The following is a 19,489-nucleotide window of genomic DNA, read 5'->3' as shown; positions in this document are numbered from 1 at the left end:
CCGTCGGCCGAATGGACCTCGATCTGGATCCGGACCTGGCCGAAACGCTGGCCGAGGAAGCCGACGAGCGCGGGTTCAAATCGGCCGAGGCCTACGCCAGGTGGCTGCTCGAACACCGCCAGGCGGTCCTCCAGCCGCCGGGCGAGCGCGTCGAGGCGCGTCTCGATCAACTCGCGGGCCGGGTCGAATCACTGGCGGCCGCACTGACTGACGAAGCGCTCGACCAGCCCCGGACGAGCGCCACCAGCTCCGACCCCTCGGACTGGTTCGACGCGTCCCGGGAGTCCCACGCGTGGAACCCAGACCAGGACGAGACGACGCTCGCGGACGAGGACACCTCCCAGACGGAGCCAGAAGGCTTCGCGTTCGTCGGCGAAGACGATGTCGGAACGGAAGACGACGAGGTGGAGGCGTCCGCCTCTGCGTTCGCCTACTCCGACGATCTCGAGCCGCCCGGCGAAACCGCGGACGAATCCCCCGAACCGCCCGCCGAACCCGAAGACGGGGCCGACGACGACGAGATCGCCGACGCGATCGCCGACGTCGACATCGAGGAGGAGACCGACGGCGACGCTGACAGCGAGTAGACGGACGGCGACGCTGACGGCGAGTCGTCGGTCGTTTCGACGCTGACGCCGAGTCGATTCTCGGACCGCGGGCGACCGATTCAAAAGAGGTTTTCGAGGTCGTCGTTCTGGAAGTCAGCTGCCGGTTCGGCCTGCTGCTGGCTGGCCTGTTCGTAGGCCTCGGTGGCCCGGTCGAGAAACGCCTGGAGACGCTGTGAGCGCTCGACGCCGCCGAGCAAGACCAGCGCGGCGAGTCGATCACTTTCGAGCGGGAAGTCCCCACCGCGGACCTCGAGACTGCCAGTCTCGTCTTCGAGCCACCGTCGGGCGCGCTCGACGCCCTTCCGGGCGATGCGGTCGGGCTCGCCGGCGATCACCAGGAGGGCGGTCTCGGCCTCGACGGCGTTGGGGAGGCTGGTCCCGGTCAGGAGGGCCTTGCGGGCCAGGCTCGTGATGGTGTTGATATTCTCGGCGCTGTCCGGGCTGGCTTCCGCGCTCGCGTAGCCGAGCGCGGCGATGCCGCCCGGTCGGAGCGTGTTGATGACCTCACTGGAGTCGACGACGCTCTCGCCGACGCCCTCGACAATCTCGCCCGACGCGAGCAGGAGACCCACCCGCTGGGCGATCTGCTGGTTGATCGTCTCGAAGCCTTCCTCGACGCTCTCGTCGGCGCTCTGCCAGGCGTCGTTGTCGACCAGCAGCGTCGCGTCGGCCTCGCGGGCGACGGTCTTCAGCGACCGGCCAGCGTTGGCCTGGTAGATCGACCCCTCGCTGCGGCCGGGCAGGATACCCAGAACGTAGACGGGGATGTCGTAGATCCGCTTGAGTTCCTTCGCCAGGACGGGCGCGCCGCCGCTGCCGGTCCCGCCGCCGAGGCCGGCGACGACGAAGATACCCTCGGCCTGGGAGGTGATCCGGCCGTCGAGGCCGTCGAGGACTTCGGTGGCCTCGCTTTGCATGATCTCCGCGCCGAGTTCGTTGTCGCCGCCGACGCCGTGGCCCTTCACGCGATCCTGGCCGATCAACATCGTATCGATCTCCAGGGACTGGAGGTCAGCCCGGGCGGTGTTGACCGCGAGCGCGTCCCGGATCGCGTCGAACCCCATCTCGTAGTCGTAGGTGGCCAGCGCCTGGGTGAGTTTCCCCCCGGCCTGACCCAGACCAATTAGGACGACTTTCATACCCACCGATTGGCGGACCGCCTATTCAAAGCTTGTGACAGTTCGGCGGTGGGACCGGCGCTCAGCAGCGACGCAGTTTCCGGTGGCGACGCCTCCTTGTACGTCCGAATCCTACCGTCACCTATGCTCGCTGCTGTCGACGCGGACGCCCACGACGCTGCCTCGCTTCGCCGTGCCTACGACGGACTCCTCGCGGACGCCATCGAAACGGCCGGTGTAGACGCTGTCGTTGCCGGGACTGCCCTCGATGCCGACACTGTCGACGCACTCGCCGACGCCGATAACGCCGCCGAAACGCCGTCGGTGACCCTTTCCGAGGCGAGTGCGGTCCTCGCACTCACGACGGATCGGGACGCCGACGCGCTCGCTGCCGACGCGCGCGACCGCCTCCTGCTCGAACTGTCGAGCGCCGTTCTCGACGTCGAGGCGCTCAGTCAGGGTCTCGGCCGCGACGTGACTCCCAAGGAACTCCAGGCCAAGATGGAAGGGCGACATCCGATGACGCTCGCTGAGTACGCCGAGATCCGTGGGTTCGTGGCGGGGAAAACGTGACGCGCGTCGCCATCCTCGGGTGTGGCTACGTCGGGTGTGAACTCGCCCGGCAACTCGTCGATGGCGGCCACCACGTCGTCGGCGTCCGCCGGTCGGATGCGGGACTCGCGGCGGTCGAGGACGCCGGGGCCGAACCGGTCCAGGCCGACGTGACAGACGCCGAGTCCCTCTCGGCAGTCCCGGACGCCGAGTGGGTCGTCTTCGCCGCGAGCGCAGGCGGCCGGGACGCCGAGGCTGCCCGCGAGACCTACGTCTCCGGGCTCCGGACGGCGATCGATCACTTCGCCGATCGAGCCGACGCCCCCGATCGCTTCGTCTACACGTCGAGTACGGGCGTCTACGGCGATCACGACGGCGAGTGGGTCGACGAGGGGACGCCGATCGACCCGGGCGACGAACGGACCGAGGTCCTGGCGACGGCCGAGCGACTCGCTCGCGAACGCCCGCCGTCGGGGATCGACGGGACGGTCGCCCGCTTCGGCGGGTTGTACGGTCCGGACCGTTACCGGCTGGACCGATACCTCGATGGCCCGGTCACCGCCGGGGTGCTCAACATGGTCCACCGCGACGACGCTGCCGGTGCAGTCCGGTTCCTGCTCGAACGCGACCACGGACGCGGCGAGGTCGTCAACGTCGTCGACGACGAACCGGTCGAGAAGTGGGGCTTTGCCGACTGGCTGGCCGAGCAGGCCGACGTCGCGTTTCCGCCGAAACAGCCGGTCGAGCAGCGACTCGCCGATGTCGACCGCGCGGCGACCCGTCGGCGAATTCGCTCGAGCAAACGCGTCAGTAACGATCGACTCCGCGAGGACGGCTACGAGTTCGCGTATCCGACGTTTCGTGCAGGCTATCAGGATGCCCTCGAGTGGTATCGGTCCGGCGAGACGGACCGTTGAACGCGGTAACGCGCCGACTTGCGAGGTGGCGAACCTTCTTACGTTGTGGGGGTGACAGTCCACGGTATGGTACGTCCGGGCCAGGCGGACGCCGCCGAGGCGGCGACGGCTGGGATCGACGCCGTCACCGACTTCGCCGCGTCGAACCCGATCGTCGCCGGCGTCGCCGTCGTTGTCGGACTCGTTCTCGTCGTCGGACTCGCCGTCCTGATTCGCCGGCACACGCGGATGCCCGGCCAACGACTGCGCCGTGTGCTCGCCGACCACGACCGGGTGAGCGTCCTGATGCATCCGAATCCCGACCCGGACGCGATGGGGGCCGCCCAGGGTGTCGCCGAACTCGCCTCGAGTGTCGACACCGAAGCCGTCCTCCAGCATCCGGGGCAGATCCGCCACCAGCAGAATCGAGCGTTCGAGACTGTCCTCGATCTCGACCTCGACCAGATCGAGACGGCCGAGGAGATCGACGCCGACGCGGTCGTCCTCGTCGATCACAACGAAGCGCGGGGGTTTCCCGGCGCGGACGCACTCTCGCCGGTTGCGGTCATCGACCACCATCCCGGCGACGGCACTGGCAGCGCCTTCGCCGACGTCCGATCCGAGTACGGGGCCTGCGCGACGATCCTCGCCGAGTACTTCGAATATTTGGGCGTCGAGCCAGGTGATCCCGACGCCGAGGGGTCCGCAAACGCGCTTCCCTCGGAAGTCGCCACGGGACTTCTCTACGGCATCCAGGCGGATACGAAGCACCTGACGAAGGGCTGTTCTCCGGCTGAATTCGACGCCGCGTCGTATCTCTATGAGGGCATCGACGAGGCCACGCTCGACCGGATCGCCAACCCCGAAGTCGACACGGAGGTCCTCGAAGTGAAAGCCAGGGCGATTACCGAACGAGACGTCCGCGGAGCCTTCGCTTGCAGCGACGTCGGGACGGTCTCGAACGTCGACGCGATCCCCCAGGCGGCCGACGAACTCCTCCGACTCGAGGGGGTGACAGCGATCGTCGTCCTCGGGGTGGCTGACGGAACCGTCCATCTTTCAGGACGTTCGCGGGACGATCGTGTTCACATGGGCAGGGCCCTCCAGGCTGCCGTCGAGGACATCCCGATGGCCGAGGCTGGCGGGCACGCTCGCATGGGTGGGGGCCAAATAAGCGTCGAGCACATGAACGGCCTCGGGCCGGGCGAGGGTGTCTCCCGAACGGACCTCCGTGAGCGACTGTTCGAGGCGATGACTGGCGACCGGCAGTGACGCCGGAGTGTCCGTCTTAGCCCACCTGTTTCCACTCGCGGCCACACTCCGGACAGGCCCGGACGGACCCGACTTCGTCGGGGTCGTTTTTCGTCGTCAACTCCTCGCCACATTCGGTACACCGTAACCGTTCGTAGGTGTCCTTCTCGAGATCCCCCGACCGAAGTCCCTTTCTGACGGATTCCATGCGTAGACGTATGCGACCATGTGACAAAAAGCCCGCGCTCGCCGCCGGATCGTGACTCTCGTCGGTCTCCCCTTCAGAATACGGCGAAACTGCCGGTCGCCGGTCCCTTTTTTGACGTCCCGGCCCGAGTCCCGACGAATGGAGTACGTTCAGGAACGGATCGCTACCCTCCACGACTTCGATGGGGTCGCCCCGTCGGCCCCGACCGACCGCGCGGTCGTGGTCGTCCCGATGACGGCCCGCGACCACGCCAGCCTGGCCGCCGAACGCGTCTTCTCGACGCTCGAGACGGTCGCCCCTCGCGAGGTAATCGTCGCGCTCCGGGCCGATCCTGATCGGGTCGACGAGGTCACGACCTGGCTCGGTTCTTTCGACCTCTCGCTCGAGATCCTGTGGTGTAGCGCTCCCGCCGTCGAATCTGCACTCGCGGACGCGCGCCTCGACGGCCAGCGTGGGAAGGGTCGGGACGTCTGGCTTGCCCTCGGTGTCGCCGCCGGGCGCGGCGAGTACGTCGCCGTCCACGACGCGGACGCCGGAAACTACGCGGCGACCCACGTCCCGCGATTGCTCTTCCCGCTGTCTCGAGGATACGAGTTCTCGAAGGGCTACTACGCCCGCGTCGAGAACGACCGGCTGTACGGCCGACTCTTTCGACTCCTGTACGTCCCAGTGGTCCGGGCGCTCGCCGACGCTCACGACGCGGCGATCCTCGCGTATCTCGGGGCGTTTCGGTACGCCCTCGCCGGGGAGTTCGCCGCGACGAGTGACCTCGTCCGACGACTCCGGGTTCCTCGGGGGTGGGGACTCGAAGTCGGCACGCTTGCCGAGGCCTACGGGGAAGCCGGGTTCGAAGACACCGCGCAGGTCGACCTCGGGATGCACGAACACGATCACCGCGCCGTCGGGGGGCCAGACGGGCTCGGTACCATGGCGAGTGAGGTCGCTGCGTCGCTCTTTCGCGCGCTGGAAGGGGCCGGCGTCATGCCCGACTACGACTCGCTTCCGGGTCGATACCGCGAACGTGCCCGATCGCACATCGAACGCTATGCCACGGACGCCGCCTTCAACGGACTCACCTACGACCGGGCGGACGAACGTGCCCAGGTCGACGCCTACGCGGCAGCGATCGAGCCGCCCGGTGTGGACGACCGGTTGCCGGCCTGGGAAGCCACCGCGCTCGATCCCGAACGGATCGCGACGCTCGCCAGCGAGGCACTGGCAGAGCGACGTGGGTGAGTCCGTCGTTCAGCGCCTGTCGCGCACCCGTCGCGCTAAAGAGGATGGGGACCGGATTCCCGACATGGACCTGTCACCGGACGACATCGCCGGCGTCGTCGACCTCTTCGGGGCGCTCCCGCCGGCGACGCTTCGGGCGGCCCTCGCCGAGCTCGCCTTCAAGCGCGGCGAGGACCACGACCCGGCGACCTTCGCGGACGACGTCGCTGCAGCCGTCGAGTCGTATCACCTTCTGGAACTCCCTGGCGAGGAGCCCTTGCTCGTCGTGGGCCCGGTCGCGTTCCCCACCCTGCCCGAGGGGGCTCGTGATCTCCCGCATATTCTGGACGCTCCCGACCGGTCGATCGACCGCGACCGTCTCGCGACTGCTGCCGAACGCCGTTTTCGGCGAGACGCCGGTCAGGCAGTCGCCGCCGGCGATCCCGACCGCATCGAGACACTCCTCTCCGTGAGTTACGAACTCGAAGCCTGGGCCCCCGTCGATCTCGCCGAGACGCGCGATCGCCTGGACGATGCCCTCGAAGGCACCGATCCCGAGTGAGTGACGAGCGAGTTAAGAGTCGCGACCCCCTTCTTGCTGACATGGATCTCGACCCCGTCGTCGCACACGATCCCACGGCTGTGACGGCCGCTCGCGAAGCGGCGGTGCTGGTTGGGATCGTCGAGCGACCGTCGGGCCCACACCTGCTGTTCACCCGCCGGGCCGATCACCTCAACGATCACCCGGGGCAGATGAGCTTCCCGGGCGGCGGGGTCGAACCGGTCGACGCTGACCTCGGGGAGACGGCGCTGCGGGAAGCACGTGAGGAAGTCGGCCTCCAGCCGGCCGAAGCGACTGTGATCGGGCGACTCGACGACATCCAGACGGTGACTGACTATGCGATCCGCCCGTTCGTCGCCCGGATTCCCGACCGGTCCTACGAGCCCAACGACGGCGAAGTCGCCGAGATTGCCGTTCTCTCAGTCGCGGCCCTGACCGACCTCGACAACTACGAGACTGATTGTCGCGATCACCCGGCGCACGGCTCGGTCCAGCTTCACTACTTTCACGTCGACGGCTACACGGTCTGGGGGGCGACCGCCCGCATCCTGACACAGTTCCTCGAACTTACAACTGACTGGACCGTGCCACGGACGCTGGACTGCCAGGCTGAGACGAACTCGCCGCCGTGACGGCGTCGTCGGCACGACCCGCTCGTGACCCGCGAGAAATCAGGCCGTCTCGTCGTCTACGTCGACCTCGTCCGATTCACTCTCGTCGTCTTCGGCGTCGCTGTCCTCACTTTCCGTTTCACCGTCGTCGTCAGTCACCTCGACCGCCGTTCCCTCTTCGCCCTTGGGAACTCGAACCTGGAGCGTCCCGTTCTCGGCGAGCGTCGCCGTCGCGCCTTCGCCGTCGATCGCCGCGTCCGGCGGGAGCGTGACGTGGCCGTCGAGGGTCAGCCCCCGTCCGGGAAAGCGCATCTCGAAGTCCTCGCGCGGCTGTCGGAACCGGTCGAGTCGGACCTCGACTGTCCGTCCCGACAACTGGACCTGGACGTCACTGGCTGTCGCGTCCGGGGCGTCGAAGACCGCCAGGTAGGCGTCCTCACTCTCTAAGAGGTCGACCGGTAGCGGCGTCCGTTCCTGTGCTTTCCCGACGGCGCGGCCGACGCTCTCGAGGACGGTCCCGCCGATTTCCTCGGTGAGTTCGCGAAGCTGATTCATGTACCTCCAATTGGGTCGGCGTCTCCTTAGCCGTTGTGCCCGCGGCGAGGCGACAGAACTCGGCGGACTCGGGCGATCGACACGAACTGACTGCGTGGACGCACCGAACCGACGCGCGGGACGTGGAGACACGGTTTTAGGCGTCGGACGGCTAGACGACTTCGATGACCGATCCTGCGGCTCTCACCGTCACGATCGTCGACGGCTACGTCGACGAACCGGCCCACTTCGGCGTGCCACCGTACATCTCCACCTATCCCCGCTACGTCGCTGGCGCGCTGGTCGACGCCGGCGTCCCCCACGAGTCGATCACCTACCACACGATCGACGGGCTCCGAGCGGAGAATCGCCGCTGGCGCGACGTCGAGGACGCCGACCTCCTCGTCTACGTCGGCGGGATGACCGTTCCCGGCAACTACGTCGGCGGGACGCCGGCCGAACCCGACGAAGTCCGGCGGATCGCCTGGACGGCCGACGGCACGAGTCTGATGGGCGGACCGGTCCGCTTCGGCGTCGGCGACGAGAACGAGGGCGCGAGCGAACCAGAACGCGACGATCTGGACTTCGACTTTCTGGCCGGTGCGGACGTCGAGGCTGCCGTCTTCGACCTCGTCACGAACGGCCTGGACGGGTTCGATCCCCGCTATCGCACGATGGAGGAGTCCTCACGGTGGGCCCGTGAAGGGGCGTTCATCGTCGAACAGCACCCCAATCATCCCGACTATCTCATCGCCGAGATCGAGACCGGCCGCGGGTGTGCCTACCGATGCTCGTTCTGTACGGAGCCACTGTATGGCGACCCCTCGTTTCGGGAACCCGGGGCCGTCGTCGGCGAAGTCGACGCGCTCGCCGATCACGGCGTGGCCCACTTCCGGCTGGGCCGGCAGGCCGACATCCTCGCCTACGGTGGCGACGGCGAGGCCCCGAACCCCGACGCACTCCGGGAACTCTACACCGGGATCCGCGAGGTCGCGCCCGACCTGGAGACGTTACACCTCGACAACATGAATCCGATCACGGTCGTCGAGTGGCCGGAGTTGGCCCGCGAGGGCATCCGGATCATCGCCGAGCACAACACGCCCGGCGACACCGCCGCCTTCGGCGTGGAGTCGGCCGATCCGGCGGTCCAGACCGATAACAACCTCAACGTCACCGCCGAGGAGGCCCTCGAGGCGGTCCGGATCGTCAACGAGGAAGGGGGATTCAGGCCGGGAACCCGGAGCGAAGCGACGGGTTCCGAACGAGCGAGCGGCGATAGCCGCGAGCACGGCGAGGAGCCGGGAACTGTACCCAGCACGGACGACACCGCCGGCCGCGGCCTCCCGAAACTCCTCCCTGGGATCAATCTCGTCCACGGGCTGAAAGGCGAGACGAGCGAGACCTTCGAGCACAACAAGCGGTTCCTAAAGCGGATTCTCGACGAGGGTCTCATGATCCGGCGGGTCAACATCCGCCAGGTCATGGCGTTCCCGGGGACCGAGATGGACGCGACCGGGGCCGAGATCGCCCACGATCACAAAAAACAGTTCCAGCAGTACAAACGCGAGGTCCGCGAGACGATCGACAACCCGATGCTCAAACGGGTCGCGCCGCCAGGGACGATTCTCGAGGACGTCCACCTCGAATACCACCAGGACGGCAAGACTTTCGGCCGCCAGCTCGGAACGTACCCCCTGCTCGTGGGGATTCCGGGCGAGCGGGAACTCGGGTCAACGATCGACGTGGCGATCACCGACCACGGCTACCGTTCCGTGACTGGCGTGCCCTACCCACTGGATCTCAACGCGGCGTCGATGGACGAACTCGAGGCGCTCCCGGGTGTCGGCTCTCAGACGGCAGGGAACGTCATCGTCGGACGGCCGTACGATTCGCCGCCGGACGTCGAGGGCGTCGACTTCGACGCGTTCACCACGATCGGGTGATCTCGTCGAGCGGTCACGCGTCGAAGAATCGGAACGTAAGGACGACGATGACAGCCATCAGCCCGGCGAGCAGGAAGTACCCCTCGTCGAAGAAGCCCCGGTCCGCGATCATCCCGAAGAGGACGGGACCGGCCGCCCCCAGCGTCGCTGCGGTGGTCCGGACGATCCCCAGCCCGGTTCCGCGCGCCTCCTCGGAGAACGCCTCCGAGAGGAACGATTGCGTGATCGCGCCCGAGCCGAGCATCGTGCTCACGAGGGCCGTGATCACGACGATCCCTGCGAGGCTGTCGACGACCGGGAGCAGGGCGAGCCCGATCACCGGGCCGGACAGCACGGCGACCAGCGACCACCGCGGCCCGATCCGGTCGTAGGCAGCCCCCGCGAGCGGCTTGACGACGACACCGACGGCGAAAAACAGGCTAAAGAGCAACCCGGCAGTCGTCTCCGAGAGTGGCTTCTGTTCGGTGAGATACGTCGGGTAGAAGCTCGTGAACGACTGCCAGACCAGGATGTACAGAAAGAGGATGAACGCGAAAAAGAGGATGTCCCCTTCCCGGAGGTCTCTGAACACCTCTCGCAGCGAACTGCTCGCCGAGTCGTCGCCGGGCCCGGTCGATCCCGTCTCTCCGGGGAGGACGACCACGAGCGCGACTCCGCCGAGTAACAGGCCGGGGACCATCATGCCGAGGCCGGCCTGCCAGGCGACGGCGGCGGCGACAGCGCCGGCCAGCGGCGGGAAGATCGTCTGGCCGAGGTCGCCCGTCGCCATCGTCACGCCGAGGGCGCTCCCGATGCGGTCGGGGTAGAGGTCAGTGAGGATTGTGATCCGGGCGATGGGGTACAGCGACTGGCCGAGACCGACCAGCGCGGTCGCCCCGAACAGCACGGCAGCCGTCGGAGCGATCACGACAGCCGAGACGCCGACGGCGGCCACCAGCGTCCCGACCGCTATCACGCTTCGCTCGCTGAACCGGTCGGCGAGCATCCCGCTGGGGAGCTGGCCGAGTGCGGAGCCGAGCCAGAGAATCGTCACCAGCAACCCGGCGACCGAAAGCGAGAGGCCGAAGTCCTCCCGGAGAATGGGCAGGAGCACGGGGTAGATCATTCGCACCCCGAGCAACAGCCCCCACGTACCGGCGATGGTTCCCAGCGACGGTCCCCGGCCGTCGCTCCAGAGTGCCCTCGCCTCCCGACGGATCGTCGTGAGCGGATTCATCGCCTTTTCACCACCTGTCGCTCGTTCACGACTCCGGGGTCGGACGTCGTCGTACCTGTGTGTTCTGGTTCCCGCTTAGCGAGTGGGTGTGTCACTATCCGACAACTAGTTGGCTGTCCGTCGTCGCGAAGTGAACGACGACGAGCAACAGAAGGTTCTTGGTGGCCCACGGCCGTGTATGTATCAATGAATCGGGCTGTCGATGTCAGCGTCGTGCTCCCGGCCTACGACGAGGCCGAGACCATCGAGCGGACCGTCAGCGCGACGCTCGACCGGCTCGGGGCGTTTCTGCCCGACGGCTCCTTCGAGGTGATCGTCGCCGAGGACGGCTGTGCCGACCGCACGCCCGAGATCGCCGCGCGGCTCGCCCGCGAGGACGACCGGGTCCGGCACGTCCACAGCGACGAGCGCCTGGGCCGTGGGGCCGCCCTCGAGGACGCCTTCCGGCAGGCCGCGGGCGAGACGCTCGTCTACATCGATACCGACCTGGCGACGGACATGGCCCACCTCGAAGAACTGATCGAACGCGTCCACACGGAGGGCTACGACGTCGCGACTGGCTCGCGAATGCTCCCGGACAGCGACGCCGACCGCCCGGCTAAACGCGGCGTGCCGAGTCGGGGGTACAACGCCCTCGTCCGAACGCTCCTCCGGTCGGAACTGGCCGACCACCAGTGCGGATTCAAGGCGTTCTCCCGCGAGGCCTTCGAGGAACTCGCCGAAACGGTCGAAGACGACCACTGGTTCTGGGACACCGAGATGCTGGTTCGGGCCCAGCGTCGCGGCTTCGACGTGGCGGAGTTCCCGGTCGCCTGGACGCCGAAGGGCGACTCGAAGGTCGACTTCGTCCGGGACGTCTTCGGGATGGGGAGTCAGGTCATCCGAACCTTCTGGCAACTCTCCGTCCAGCCACGGATCACGCGCACCCGGAGCATGATCGCCGCGACCGGTCTCATCTTGCTCGCGCTCGCCCTGATGACCGTCTATCTCGATCCCACCGCCGTCCTCGCGGAGATGCGAGCGGCCGATCCCGCGCTGATCGCCCTCGCGACCCTCGTCTATCTCGCCTCCTGGCCGCTTCGTGGCTATCGCTACCGCGACATCCTCGCCGAATTGGGCTACGACTCGGACGTCGGCTTTCTGACCGGCGCGATCTTCATCAGCCAGACGGGCAATCTCGTGTTCCCGGCGCGACTCGGCGACGGCGTTCGCGCGTACGTGATGAAGGCCCGGCGTCGCGTCCCCTATCCGTCCGGGTTCGCCTCGCTGGCGGTCGAACGGGTCTTCGACCTGCTGACGATCGCCGGTCTCGCCGGCGTCGTCCTCGTCGGCTTCGCCGCCTTCGACCCCGGTCGGATCGCCGATCTGACTGGCGCGGTCACCAGCGGTCGCGAGAGCGGGCAGGTCGGCGTGGCGGTCGCCGCCGGCGTCGGGCTCGCCGCGATCGGCGTGACTGCCCTGATCGTCCTGACGGCGCGTTCCGACCGCAATTTCGTTCGAAGCACCCTCGAAACCCTCAGCGACGACGCCTACGCCGGCTACGTCGCGGGCGTCGTCGAGGACTTCACGGGTGACGTTCAGACCGTCGCCGCCAGCCCCGCCGCGTTCGGCCGCGTCGCCGCTTCGAGCGTCCTCATCTGGACGATCGACGTCGTGACTGCAATCGTCGTCTTCGCCGCTTTCGACGTTGCCGTCGCTCCGGTGACGCTCGTCGTCGTGAGTTTCTTCGCAGTCAGCGTGGGGAATCTCGCGAAGGTGCTCCCGCTGTCGCCCGGCGGCGTCGGCCTCTACGAGGGTGTCTTCTCGGTGCTCGTCCTCGCGATCGTCCCCGCGGCGACCTGGGAACTCGCCCTCGGCGTCGCGATCGTCGATCACGCTGTCAAGAACGTCGTCACCATCGCCGGCGGCTCCGTCTCGATGGCGTGGCTCAACGTCTCGCTGACGACCGCTGTCGAAGAGAGCGCCGACGTCGAGGATTCACTCGAGTCTGTCGCCGTACGGGACTGATCGACCACGCGTCTGGCCCGTGCCGAGCGACCTGCTCCGATCGTTCGCGTAAAAACCTGTCGTTCAGCACCTGTCCGCGCCGCTCGTTTCCAGTCCATCATATACTTTAATCGCCGTGTGAACAGTACCCAAACGCCGGCTGCGGCCGCTCCTCCGGCAAGAATCGATACCCCACCGAAACACTTTAATAAGTTTCGGACTAACCCCTGTTCACCGAACGACTTTCCGGGTTTTTGCCGACGTCGTGCCCGGATAGCACCCGCCTTCAGACCCATGAGCGAGACAAACACCAGAACCCGACTCGACCAGTCGACGACAGTCAACGAAGACGAAACCGAGACCGAGGCCGAGGACGTCAACTGCCCGGAGTGTGGTGGCAACCTCATCTCCGACACCGAGCGCGGTGAGACCGTCTGTACGGAGTGTGGACTCGTCGTCGAGGAAGACGAGATCGACCCCGGACCGGAGTGGCGAGCCTTCGACGCCAAGGAGAAAGACCAGAAGTCCCGCGTCGGCGCGCCGACGACGAACATGATGCACGACAAGGGGCTGTCGACCAACATCGACTGGCGCGATAAGGACGCCTACGGCAACTCGCTTGGCTCCCGCCAGCGCGAGAAGATGCAGCGCCTCCGGAAGTGGAACGAGCGCTTCCGGACGCGTGACTCCAAGGAACGCAATCTCAAGCAGGCCCTCGGTGAGATCGACCGGATGGCGAGCGCGCTTGGCCTCCCCGAGAACGTTCGTGAGACCGCCAGCGTCATCTATCGCCGCGCGCTCGACGAGGACCTCCTGCCCGGCCGCTCGATCGAGGGCGTCTCGACGGCCTCGGTCTACGCCGCCGCCCGCCAGGCCGGCGTCCCGCGGAGCCTCGACGAACTCACCGACGTCTCTCGGGTCGAGAAAGACGAGATCGCCCGGACGTATCGGTACGTCGTCCGCGAACTCGGTCTGGAAGTCCGACCCGCAGACCCCGAGAGCTACGTCCCACGGTTCACCTCGGACCTCGAACTGAGCGAGGAGGCAGAGCGTCGCGCGCGTGAACTGCTTGCCAACGCCAAAGAGGAGGGCGTCCACTCCGGGAAGAGCCCCGTCGGCCTCGCCGCTGCGGCGATCTACGCCGCCTCGCTGCTCACCAACGAGAAGACCACCCAGGCCGCCGTCTCGGAAGTGGCCGACATCTCCGAGGTCACGATCCGCAACCGGTATCACGAACTCCTCGAGGCCGAGCAGTCGATCCCCGCAGCCTGATTCTCACCGGCGTTCGACGTTTTCTTCGCCCACCGACGGCTATCAGACCTGATAACCGAAGGGTCACGTTTAATCCGCCAGCTGTATGGGTCTATGATATATGGCTTCAGAATCGGACAGTCACCTCGATTCGACTGTCGCGGCGGGTGGAGAGTCGGTCTCACGGGCGGAGGTCGGCGACGCGATCGACGAACTGCTGCGGACTTCTGAGAACGTCTCCCGGAGTTCTCAACAGATCAGCGACCTCGCGAACGAGCAATCCGAGAACATGCAGGAGGTCGCCGGCGAGGTCTCGAACCTCTCCGCGACGGTCGAGGAGGTCGCTTCGAGCGCCAACGAGGTCAAGGCCGTCAGCCAGCAGGCCAGCCAGCTCGCCGATCAGGGCCGGGACGTCGCCGACGACGCCATCGACGCCATGGAGGGCGTCGATACGGCCAACGAGGAGGTCTCGGAGGACGTCCAGCAGTTGCGCGATCGCATCGACGAGATAGACGAGATCGTCGAGGTCATCAACGACATCGCCGACCAGACCAACATGCTCGCATTGAACGCTTCGATCGAGGCCGCCCGCGCGGGCGAGGCGGGTGAGGGCTTCGCCGTCGTCGCCGACGAGGTCAAGAGCTTAGCCGAGGAGTCCCAGCAGAACGCCACCGAGATCGAGGAGATGGTCGCCGACATCAAGGCCGAGACCGAGTCGACCGTCGACAGCATCGGCGACGCCAACGAGCAGGTCGAAGACGGGATCGATCAGGTCGGCGAGACCGTCGACATCCTCCAGAAGATCGACCAGGCCGTCACCGAGGCCGCCGAGGGGGCCCAGGAGGTCGCCGAGGCGACCGACGACCAGGCCGCTTCCACCGAAGAAGTCGCCTCGATGGTCGACCGGACCGCCGAGACGGCCGAGGAGGTGGCCGACGAGATCGAGGACATCGCCGCCGCCAACGAACAGCAGGCGGCGAAGGTCAACGAACTCGAGTCGCTGCTCGACCGTCGCTGAAGCCGTTTTGTCTTTACTCCCGCTGTGCCTGATCGGATCACAACCCACGTTAGGCTCCGGGTCGACACGCCGGTATGGAGACTGACCACGCCGTGGTGACGGGCGACGCTCGCGAACTGGAACTGCCCGCTGACTCGGTCGACCTCGTGGTCACCTCGCCGCCCTACCCCATGATCGAGATGTGGGACGACGTCTTCGCTGCGCTCGATCCCGCAATCGCTGACGCGCTCGCGGCCGAGGAGGGCCAGCGTGCCTTCGAGGCGATGCACGACGTGCTCGATGCCGTGTGGCAACAGCTCGATCGCGTCCTCGTCGACGGCGGGATCGCCGCGATCAACGTCGGCGACGCCACGCGGACGCTCGATCGCTTCCGACAGTACCCCAACGCGAGTGAGATCACCAGCCGGATGGTCGAGCACGGGTTCGATCCACTGCCGGACATCGTCTGGCGCAAGCCCGGAAACAGCGCCGCGAAGTTCATGGGCTCGGGGATGGTGCCGCCCAACGCCTATCCGACGCTCGAACACGAGTCGATCTTGCTCTTCCGGAACGGCTCGCGGCGGTCGTTTCCGCCAGGTGACGAAAATCGCTACGAGAGCGCCTATTTCTGGGAGGAGCGCAACCGGTGGTTCTCGGACCTCTGGGAGATGACTGGCACATCCCAGAACCTCGACGCCGGACTCCGCGAGCGCTCGGGGGCGTTTCCCGTCGAGGTCCCGCTCCGGCTGATCCGGATGTTCTCAGTCTACGGCGATACCGTCCTCGACCCGTTCTGGGGGACCGGGACGACGACGCTCGCGGCGATACTCGCCGGCCGGGGCTCCGTGGGCTACGAGCGCGATGCCGACCTCCGGGCCGCCTTCGACGATCGCTTCGAGGGGCTGCCCGACCGGTCCCGCGAGCGCGCCCGCGCCCGCCTCGAACGCCACCGCGAGTGGGTTACAGACCGCCAGGACTCGGGCGAGGAACTGGGCTACGAGAACGACCACTACGAGACGCCGGTCCGGACGAAACAGGAACGGACCCTTCGGCTCTACGCCGTCGAGTCGGTGGCGGAGACGACGGGAGGGTATACGGTGACGCACGCGCCGATCGAGAATATAGGGTGAAAACGTCGGCCCTTTCCGTTGCATATGCTGGGAGACAGGGTGTCATAGAACGATTCACAAGGTGTTGATTTCGGGCTGAACGTTAGTGGATCATCCGGTAAGTAGACTTGCATTTGTATCGGGTCCTGGATTCTGTGAACTGCTCGGTTCCGCTACACTTATTGGCCTACATTTTCTTCCTGAATTATGGTCGTAAGTCTGGCTGCGTACGTTCATGCATCAATCACCACTGACACCCACGAGTTCAACGGCGGATTTGCAATCTTCCTGTTGATCGCAGATGGTATCATTGCGAGTGCCGTCGCTTCGTCCATCCCGGTACCTGCCTGACGAACCGACCAGTTCCACGAATCGAAACACCGCTCCACTATACTTACCACTCGTCCGTATCCTCCACACCGAGCCGCTCCGAAGCCGCTCGCGCGGTCGACATCGAACTCAACGTCTTCTCGACATCGGCATCCGCAGCGATCGCCCAGTAGTCGCCCCGGTGGCGGAGCAGTCCCCGCTCCTCGAGACGGGAGAGGACGACCCCGACGCTCCCTCGCTTGACCTCGGTCGCCTCGTGGATCTCCTTCGGCGTGTACGCCTGGTCCGGGGACGACGCCAGAAACGAAAGGATCTCTTCCGCGTTCGTGCGTCCACTGGCCCGGAGGTCCTCGGGTGGGCTTTCTTCGAACCGTCTGATGTTGATGGGCATACCGTACAGTACGTAATCGATTGTAATAGCTGTAATGGACATGGCCCAGGGGGAGTTCAGTCGGTTTCGACGTGGGGAAGAAGGGATCACGTCACCCCTCAATTTTCGAGAGAGAGAGAGAGCGTCGTGTGGGGATTCGAGCCGGGGCGCTTTTGCCCCGCGGCTACCCATCTCCGGTATGAACTTCAGTTCGTTCAGACTGGCAGCCTCGACGGCTGACCTCGGCGAGGAGCCGGCCGCCCGCGAGCACGCCGACCTGGTCGAGTTCCGGATGGATCTGGCCGACGAACCACTCACGCAACTCTCTGACTACGACGGCGAGTTGCCGCTGTTCGTGACCAACCGTCCCGAGTGGGAGGGTGGCGAGGCCGCGGACGCGGGCCGCCTCGCTGCGCTCGAAGCGGCCGTCACTGACGACGCCGTCGCGGCTGTCGACGTCGAACTCGCGACCGCACGCGGGGGTGACGCCGAGGCGCTGATCGAGACCGCCGACGAGCACGACGTGCGCGTGGTCGTTTCGAGTCACGACTTCGAGGCGACGCCGTCGATGGGTGATCTTCAGGAGACGCTGCGGGACGCCTGTGAGTACGGCGACGTGGGCAAACTCGCCGTCACCGCCGAGACGCCGGACGACGTGCTCGACTTGCTGGTCGCGACGCGGGCGGCCACCGTCGAGGGACACACCGTGGCGACGATGGCGATGGGCGAGGCCGGTCGTCACTCGCGGGCGGTCGCCCCGCTGTACGGCTCGCGGATCGGGTACGCGCCGGTGGATCCAGACGCGGCGACTGCCCCCGGACAGTACGATCTCGCGACGCTCGCCGATCTCGTCGCGGAACTCGGTGGCCGGTGAGCGACGTCGTAGTGGTTAGTCAGGTTTACGTCTCGCCGCCTACACAACTGAGTCAGTGACCGAGACTGCGTCGGCAAAGCGCCCGTGGGTGGCGATCGTGCTGTCGGTCGTCTTTCCCGGCCTGGGACACGTCTACCTGCGGGAGTGGCTCCGGACGGGGCTGTGGCTCGTCCTGCTGTTCGCCACTGCGTGGCTGGTGATTCCACCCGACCTCATCCCCCAGGAGACGTCCTACGAGGCGATCATGCAGGCCAGCCGGAATCTCCCCCGGGACGCCTCGTTTCTCATCCTCGGCCTTCGGGTCCTCAACGTGATCGATGCGTACGTCCTCGCGCGCCAGACCACCCGTACGGACCCCGTCGAGTCGGGGCGACAGTGTCCCGAGTGTGGCCACGATCTCTCCGAGGCGGACGACGATCTCACGTTCTGTCCGTGGTGTGCCACCGAACTCGAGAGCGTCGAGGAGGCTGAGGCGGACTCGCGATTCAAGTTGTAACGTCGGGCGACAGCGGCGGTGGTTGACGTGCGAAGAGCGAAAACAGGACTGCTACTTTTCGATGATGCTCTCTTCGACAGCCTCGCCGAAGTGCCGGGCCGTGTCCTCGTGGTAGACCAGCACCTCGTCGCCGACCTCCAGGTCAGTCACGGCGATCCGACCCTCCGGCGTGGCGACCTTGATCGTCTCGGCGTTCTGCAGCAGCGTCTCGATGCGGTCGCCACTCTCGGTCTCGGCCTGGAGCCGGAACATCGGGCGCTTCTCGATCTTGACGCGGCCGACGAGCGCCTCGCGAGTGTTGCCGTCACGGTCGACGACCTGGACCTCGTCGCCACTCGACAACTCCGAGAGGTACGTCGTCTCGCCGCCCGGCGTCCGGGCGTAGGCGTGGACCGCGCCGGCGTTGACCCGGAAGGGACGGGAGGCGACGTACGGCGATTCGGCGGTCTCGGCGTGGACGAAGAACAGCCCGCGGGCCATCGAGCCCACCAGCATCCCCTCGTCGTGATCCATGATGGATCCCGTATCCACGCAGACCCGGTCGGCCGAGCCGGTCTGTTCGATCGCGGTGATCTCGGCGTACTCCATGTCGAGGGTTTCTCGACCCACCGCATCACGGACCTCGCAGGTCTCGCGGATCTCGTCGGGGTTGTCGGTGTCAAGCAGGACCGCGTCGGCCCCGATCTCCAGGGTCTCGTAGGCGGTGCGGGCGTCCTCGGCGGTCTGGACGCCGGCGATGAGTTCTGTCTCCTCGCCGACGCGGGCGATGAGGTTCTCCAGTGGGATGATCTGCCAGTCCTCGGCGACGACCATCGTGTAGTCGGCCTCGTCGGCGACGGCCTCGGCGAAGGCCTCGTAGTCCTCGTCGAAGATGTGGACGTACCCGCCCGTTGCCCCGCCGCTGCGGAGCGCCGAGAGGTCGGCCGACCCCGAGAAGTCAGAGGGCAGGCCGACCGTGCCGTCGCCCTCGCCATCCTTGCCGACGATTACTGCGTCGGCAGTCGACTCGGCCGTTCCCTCGGCGTCCATGACGTGGACGTCGTCGCCAGCGAAGGCGGCGACGTTGACCTCGCCGAGTTCTCGGACGCGGTCGACGTCGTGTTCGTCGACGAGTACCCAGTCGATGCCGGCTTCGAGGCCGGCGGTGATGCGTCGCTTGCGCGCTTCCCAGTCGCCGACGGCATCGTCGGCTTTGAGCCACACCGAGCGTGTCATGTGTCCACGCTCGCGGCGGTCCGGCTTGAACGTGGCGGATTCGGCGGTCCGGCTTGAACGTGGCGGAACACACGATTCCGTCGGGCCGGCGTTGACAGGGCGAGTCGCCCGTGCTGTCAGTTTTCTGTCCGTTCGTTCAACAGTTAA

Annotated in this window: 20 protein-coding genes; 14 read left to right on the top strand and 6 right to left on the bottom strand. The window is 66.7% G+C overall.

All coding sequences use genetic code 11. The features are described from left to right. Positions 1-11: 11 nt before the first annotated feature. Positions 12-587, top strand: coding sequence for a hypothetical protein (locus HTIA_RS16625; RefSeq protein WP_008528343.1), 576 nt, complete (start codon positions 12-14; stop codon positions 585-587). A gap of 80 nt (positions 588-667) precedes the next feature. Here HTIA_RS16625 and HTIA_RS05540 read toward each other — a convergent pair whose 3' ends face one another. Continuing rightward, complete coding sequence (locus HTIA_RS05540; RefSeq protein ID WP_008528342.1) at positions 668-1,747, bottom strand: tubulin/FtsZ family protein; 1,080 nt, start codon at positions 1,745-1,747, stop codon at positions 668-670. Between the two features lie 123 nt (positions 1,748-1,870). Here HTIA_RS05540 and HTIA_RS05535 point away from each other — a divergent pair, with 123 nt between their 5' ends. From HTIA_RS05535 to HTIA_RS05525, 3 genes are all read left to right on the top strand, one after another. Then, positions 1,871-2,299 (top strand): DUF5791 family protein, encoded by a 429-nt coding sequence (locus HTIA_RS05535; protein ID WP_008528341.1) that lies wholly within the window; start codon positions 1,871-1,873, stop codon positions 2,297-2,299. Beyond that, positions 2,296-3,195 carry an SDR family oxidoreductase gene (locus HTIA_RS05530; RefSeq protein WP_008528340.1) on the top strand — a complete coding sequence of 300 codons (900 nt, stop codon included), beginning with the start codon at positions 2,296-2,298 and terminating at the stop codon, positions 3,193-3,195. Before HTIA_RS05535 ends, HTIA_RS05530 begins: the two co-directional genes overlap by 4 nt. Before the next feature lie 66 nt (positions 3,196-3,261). Beyond that, positions 3,262-4,446: a DHH family phosphoesterase gene (locus HTIA_RS05525; RefSeq protein WP_008528339.1), complete on the top strand. Its 1,185-nt coding sequence runs from the start codon at positions 3,262-3,264 to the stop codon at positions 4,444-4,446. Positions 4,447-4,462: 16 nt separating this feature from the next. Here the strand turns inward: HTIA_RS05525 and HTIA_RS16795 are convergent, their stop codons facing one another. Next, positions 4,463-4,633 (bottom strand): HVO_0758 family zinc finger protein, encoded by a 171-nt coding sequence (locus tag HTIA_RS16795; protein WP_020936122.1) that lies wholly within the window; start codon positions 4,631-4,633, stop codon positions 4,463-4,465. Between the two features lie 138 nt (positions 4,634-4,771). Between HTIA_RS16795 and HTIA_RS05520 the strand changes: the two genes are divergently transcribed. From HTIA_RS05520 to HTIA_RS05510, 3 genes are all read left to right on the top strand, one after another. Beyond that, complete coding sequence (locus HTIA_RS05520; RefSeq protein WP_008528338.1) at positions 4,772-5,869, top strand: glycosyltransferase family protein; 1,098 nt, start codon at positions 4,772-4,774, stop codon at positions 5,867-5,869. 64 nt (positions 5,870-5,933) lie between these two features. Beyond that, positions 5,934-6,410, top strand: a complete 477-nt coding sequence (locus HTIA_RS05515; RefSeq protein WP_008528337.1) for a DUF7109 family protein — start codon at positions 5,934-5,936, stop codon at positions 6,408-6,410. A 41-nt stretch (positions 6,411-6,451) separates the two neighbouring features. Next, positions 6,452-7,042, top strand: coding sequence for an NUDIX hydrolase (locus HTIA_RS05510; RefSeq protein ID WP_008528336.1), 591 nt, complete (start codon positions 6,452-6,454; stop codon positions 7,040-7,042). 39 nt (positions 7,043-7,081) lie between these two features. On the opposite strand, the gene HTIA_RS05505 is transcribed toward HTIA_RS05510, so the two are convergent. Then, positions 7,082-7,576 (bottom strand): Hsp20/alpha crystallin family protein, encoded by a 495-nt coding sequence (locus tag HTIA_RS05505; protein WP_008528335.1) that lies wholly within the window; start codon positions 7,574-7,576, stop codon positions 7,082-7,084. Between the two features lie 164 nt (positions 7,577-7,740). Between HTIA_RS05505 and HTIA_RS05500 the strand changes: the two genes are divergently transcribed. Further along, the gene (locus HTIA_RS05500) at positions 7,741-9,498 is read left to right on the top strand and encodes a radical SAM protein (RefSeq protein WP_008528333.1); all 1,758 of its coding nucleotides are present in this window, start codon (positions 7,741-7,743) and stop codon (positions 9,496-9,498) included. 13 nt (positions 9,499-9,511) lie between these two features. On the opposite strand, the gene HTIA_RS05495 is transcribed toward HTIA_RS05500, so the two are convergent. Further along, complete coding sequence (locus HTIA_RS05495; protein ID WP_008528331.1) at positions 9,512-10,714, bottom strand: MFS transporter; 1,203 nt, start codon at positions 10,712-10,714, stop codon at positions 9,512-9,514. Positions 10,715-10,900: 186 nt separating this feature from the next. Between HTIA_RS05495 and HTIA_RS05490 the strand changes: the two genes are divergently transcribed. The 4 genes from HTIA_RS05490 to HTIA_RS05475 all read left to right on the top strand — a co-directional run bounded on the left by HTIA_RS05490 (position 10,901) and on the right by HTIA_RS05475 (position 16,078). Beyond that, a complete protein-coding gene (locus HTIA_RS05490; protein ID WP_008528330.1) occupies positions 10,901-12,721 on the top strand; it encodes a flippase-like domain-containing protein in 1,821 nt (606 codons plus the stop codon). A 273-nt stretch (positions 12,722-12,994) separates the two neighbouring features. After that, positions 12,995-13,972, top strand: coding sequence for a transcription initiation factor IIB (locus HTIA_RS05485; protein WP_008528329.1), 978 nt, complete (start codon positions 12,995-12,997; stop codon positions 13,970-13,972). Between the two features lie 100 nt (positions 13,973-14,072). After that, positions 14,073-14,969 (top strand): methyl-accepting chemotaxis protein, encoded by an 897-nt coding sequence (locus HTIA_RS05480; RefSeq protein WP_008528328.1) that lies wholly within the window; start codon positions 14,073-14,075, stop codon positions 14,967-14,969. Positions 14,970-15,043: 74 nt separating this feature from the next. Then, positions 15,044-16,078 (top strand): DNA-methyltransferase, encoded by a 1,035-nt coding sequence (locus tag HTIA_RS05475; RefSeq protein ID WP_020936121.1) that lies wholly within the window; start codon positions 15,044-15,046, stop codon positions 16,076-16,078. Between the two features lie 373 nt (positions 16,079-16,451). On the opposite strand, the gene HTIA_RS05470 is transcribed toward HTIA_RS05475, so the two are convergent. Beyond that, a complete protein-coding gene (locus tag HTIA_RS05470; RefSeq protein ID WP_008528326.1) occupies positions 16,452-16,778 on the bottom strand; it encodes a MarR family transcriptional regulator in 327 nt (108 codons plus the stop codon). 178 nt (positions 16,779-16,956) lie between these two features. Between HTIA_RS05470 and HTIA_RS05465 the strand changes: the two genes are divergently transcribed. Both HTIA_RS05465 and HTIA_RS05460 read left to right on the top strand, forming a co-directional pair. Next, entirely contained in the window at positions 16,957-17,631 is a 675-nt protein-coding gene (locus tag HTIA_RS05465) for a type I 3-dehydroquinate dehydratase (protein WP_008528325.1), read from the top strand. 55 nt (positions 17,632-17,686) lie between these two features. After that, positions 17,687-18,127, top strand: a complete 441-nt coding sequence (locus HTIA_RS05460) for a DUF7575 domain-containing protein (RefSeq protein WP_020936120.1) — start codon at positions 17,687-17,689, stop codon at positions 18,125-18,127. A 51-nt stretch (positions 18,128-18,178) separates the two neighbouring features. Here HTIA_RS05460 and HTIA_RS05455 read toward each other — a convergent pair whose 3' ends face one another. Further along, positions 18,179-19,342: a 3-dehydroquinate synthase II gene (locus HTIA_RS05455; protein ID WP_008528323.1), complete on the bottom strand. Its 1,164-nt coding sequence runs from the start codon at positions 19,340-19,342 to the stop codon at positions 18,179-18,181. Positions 19,343-19,489: the final 147 nt, after the last annotated feature.

Source organism: Halorhabdus tiamatea SARL4B (assembly GCF_000470655.1).
GTDB lineage: Archaea > Halobacteriota > Halobacteria > Halobacteriales > Haloarculaceae > Halorhabdus > Halorhabdus tiamatea.
Note: the sequence above shows the minus strand (reverse complement) of the source record. Positions and strands in the feature narration are given on the sequence as shown.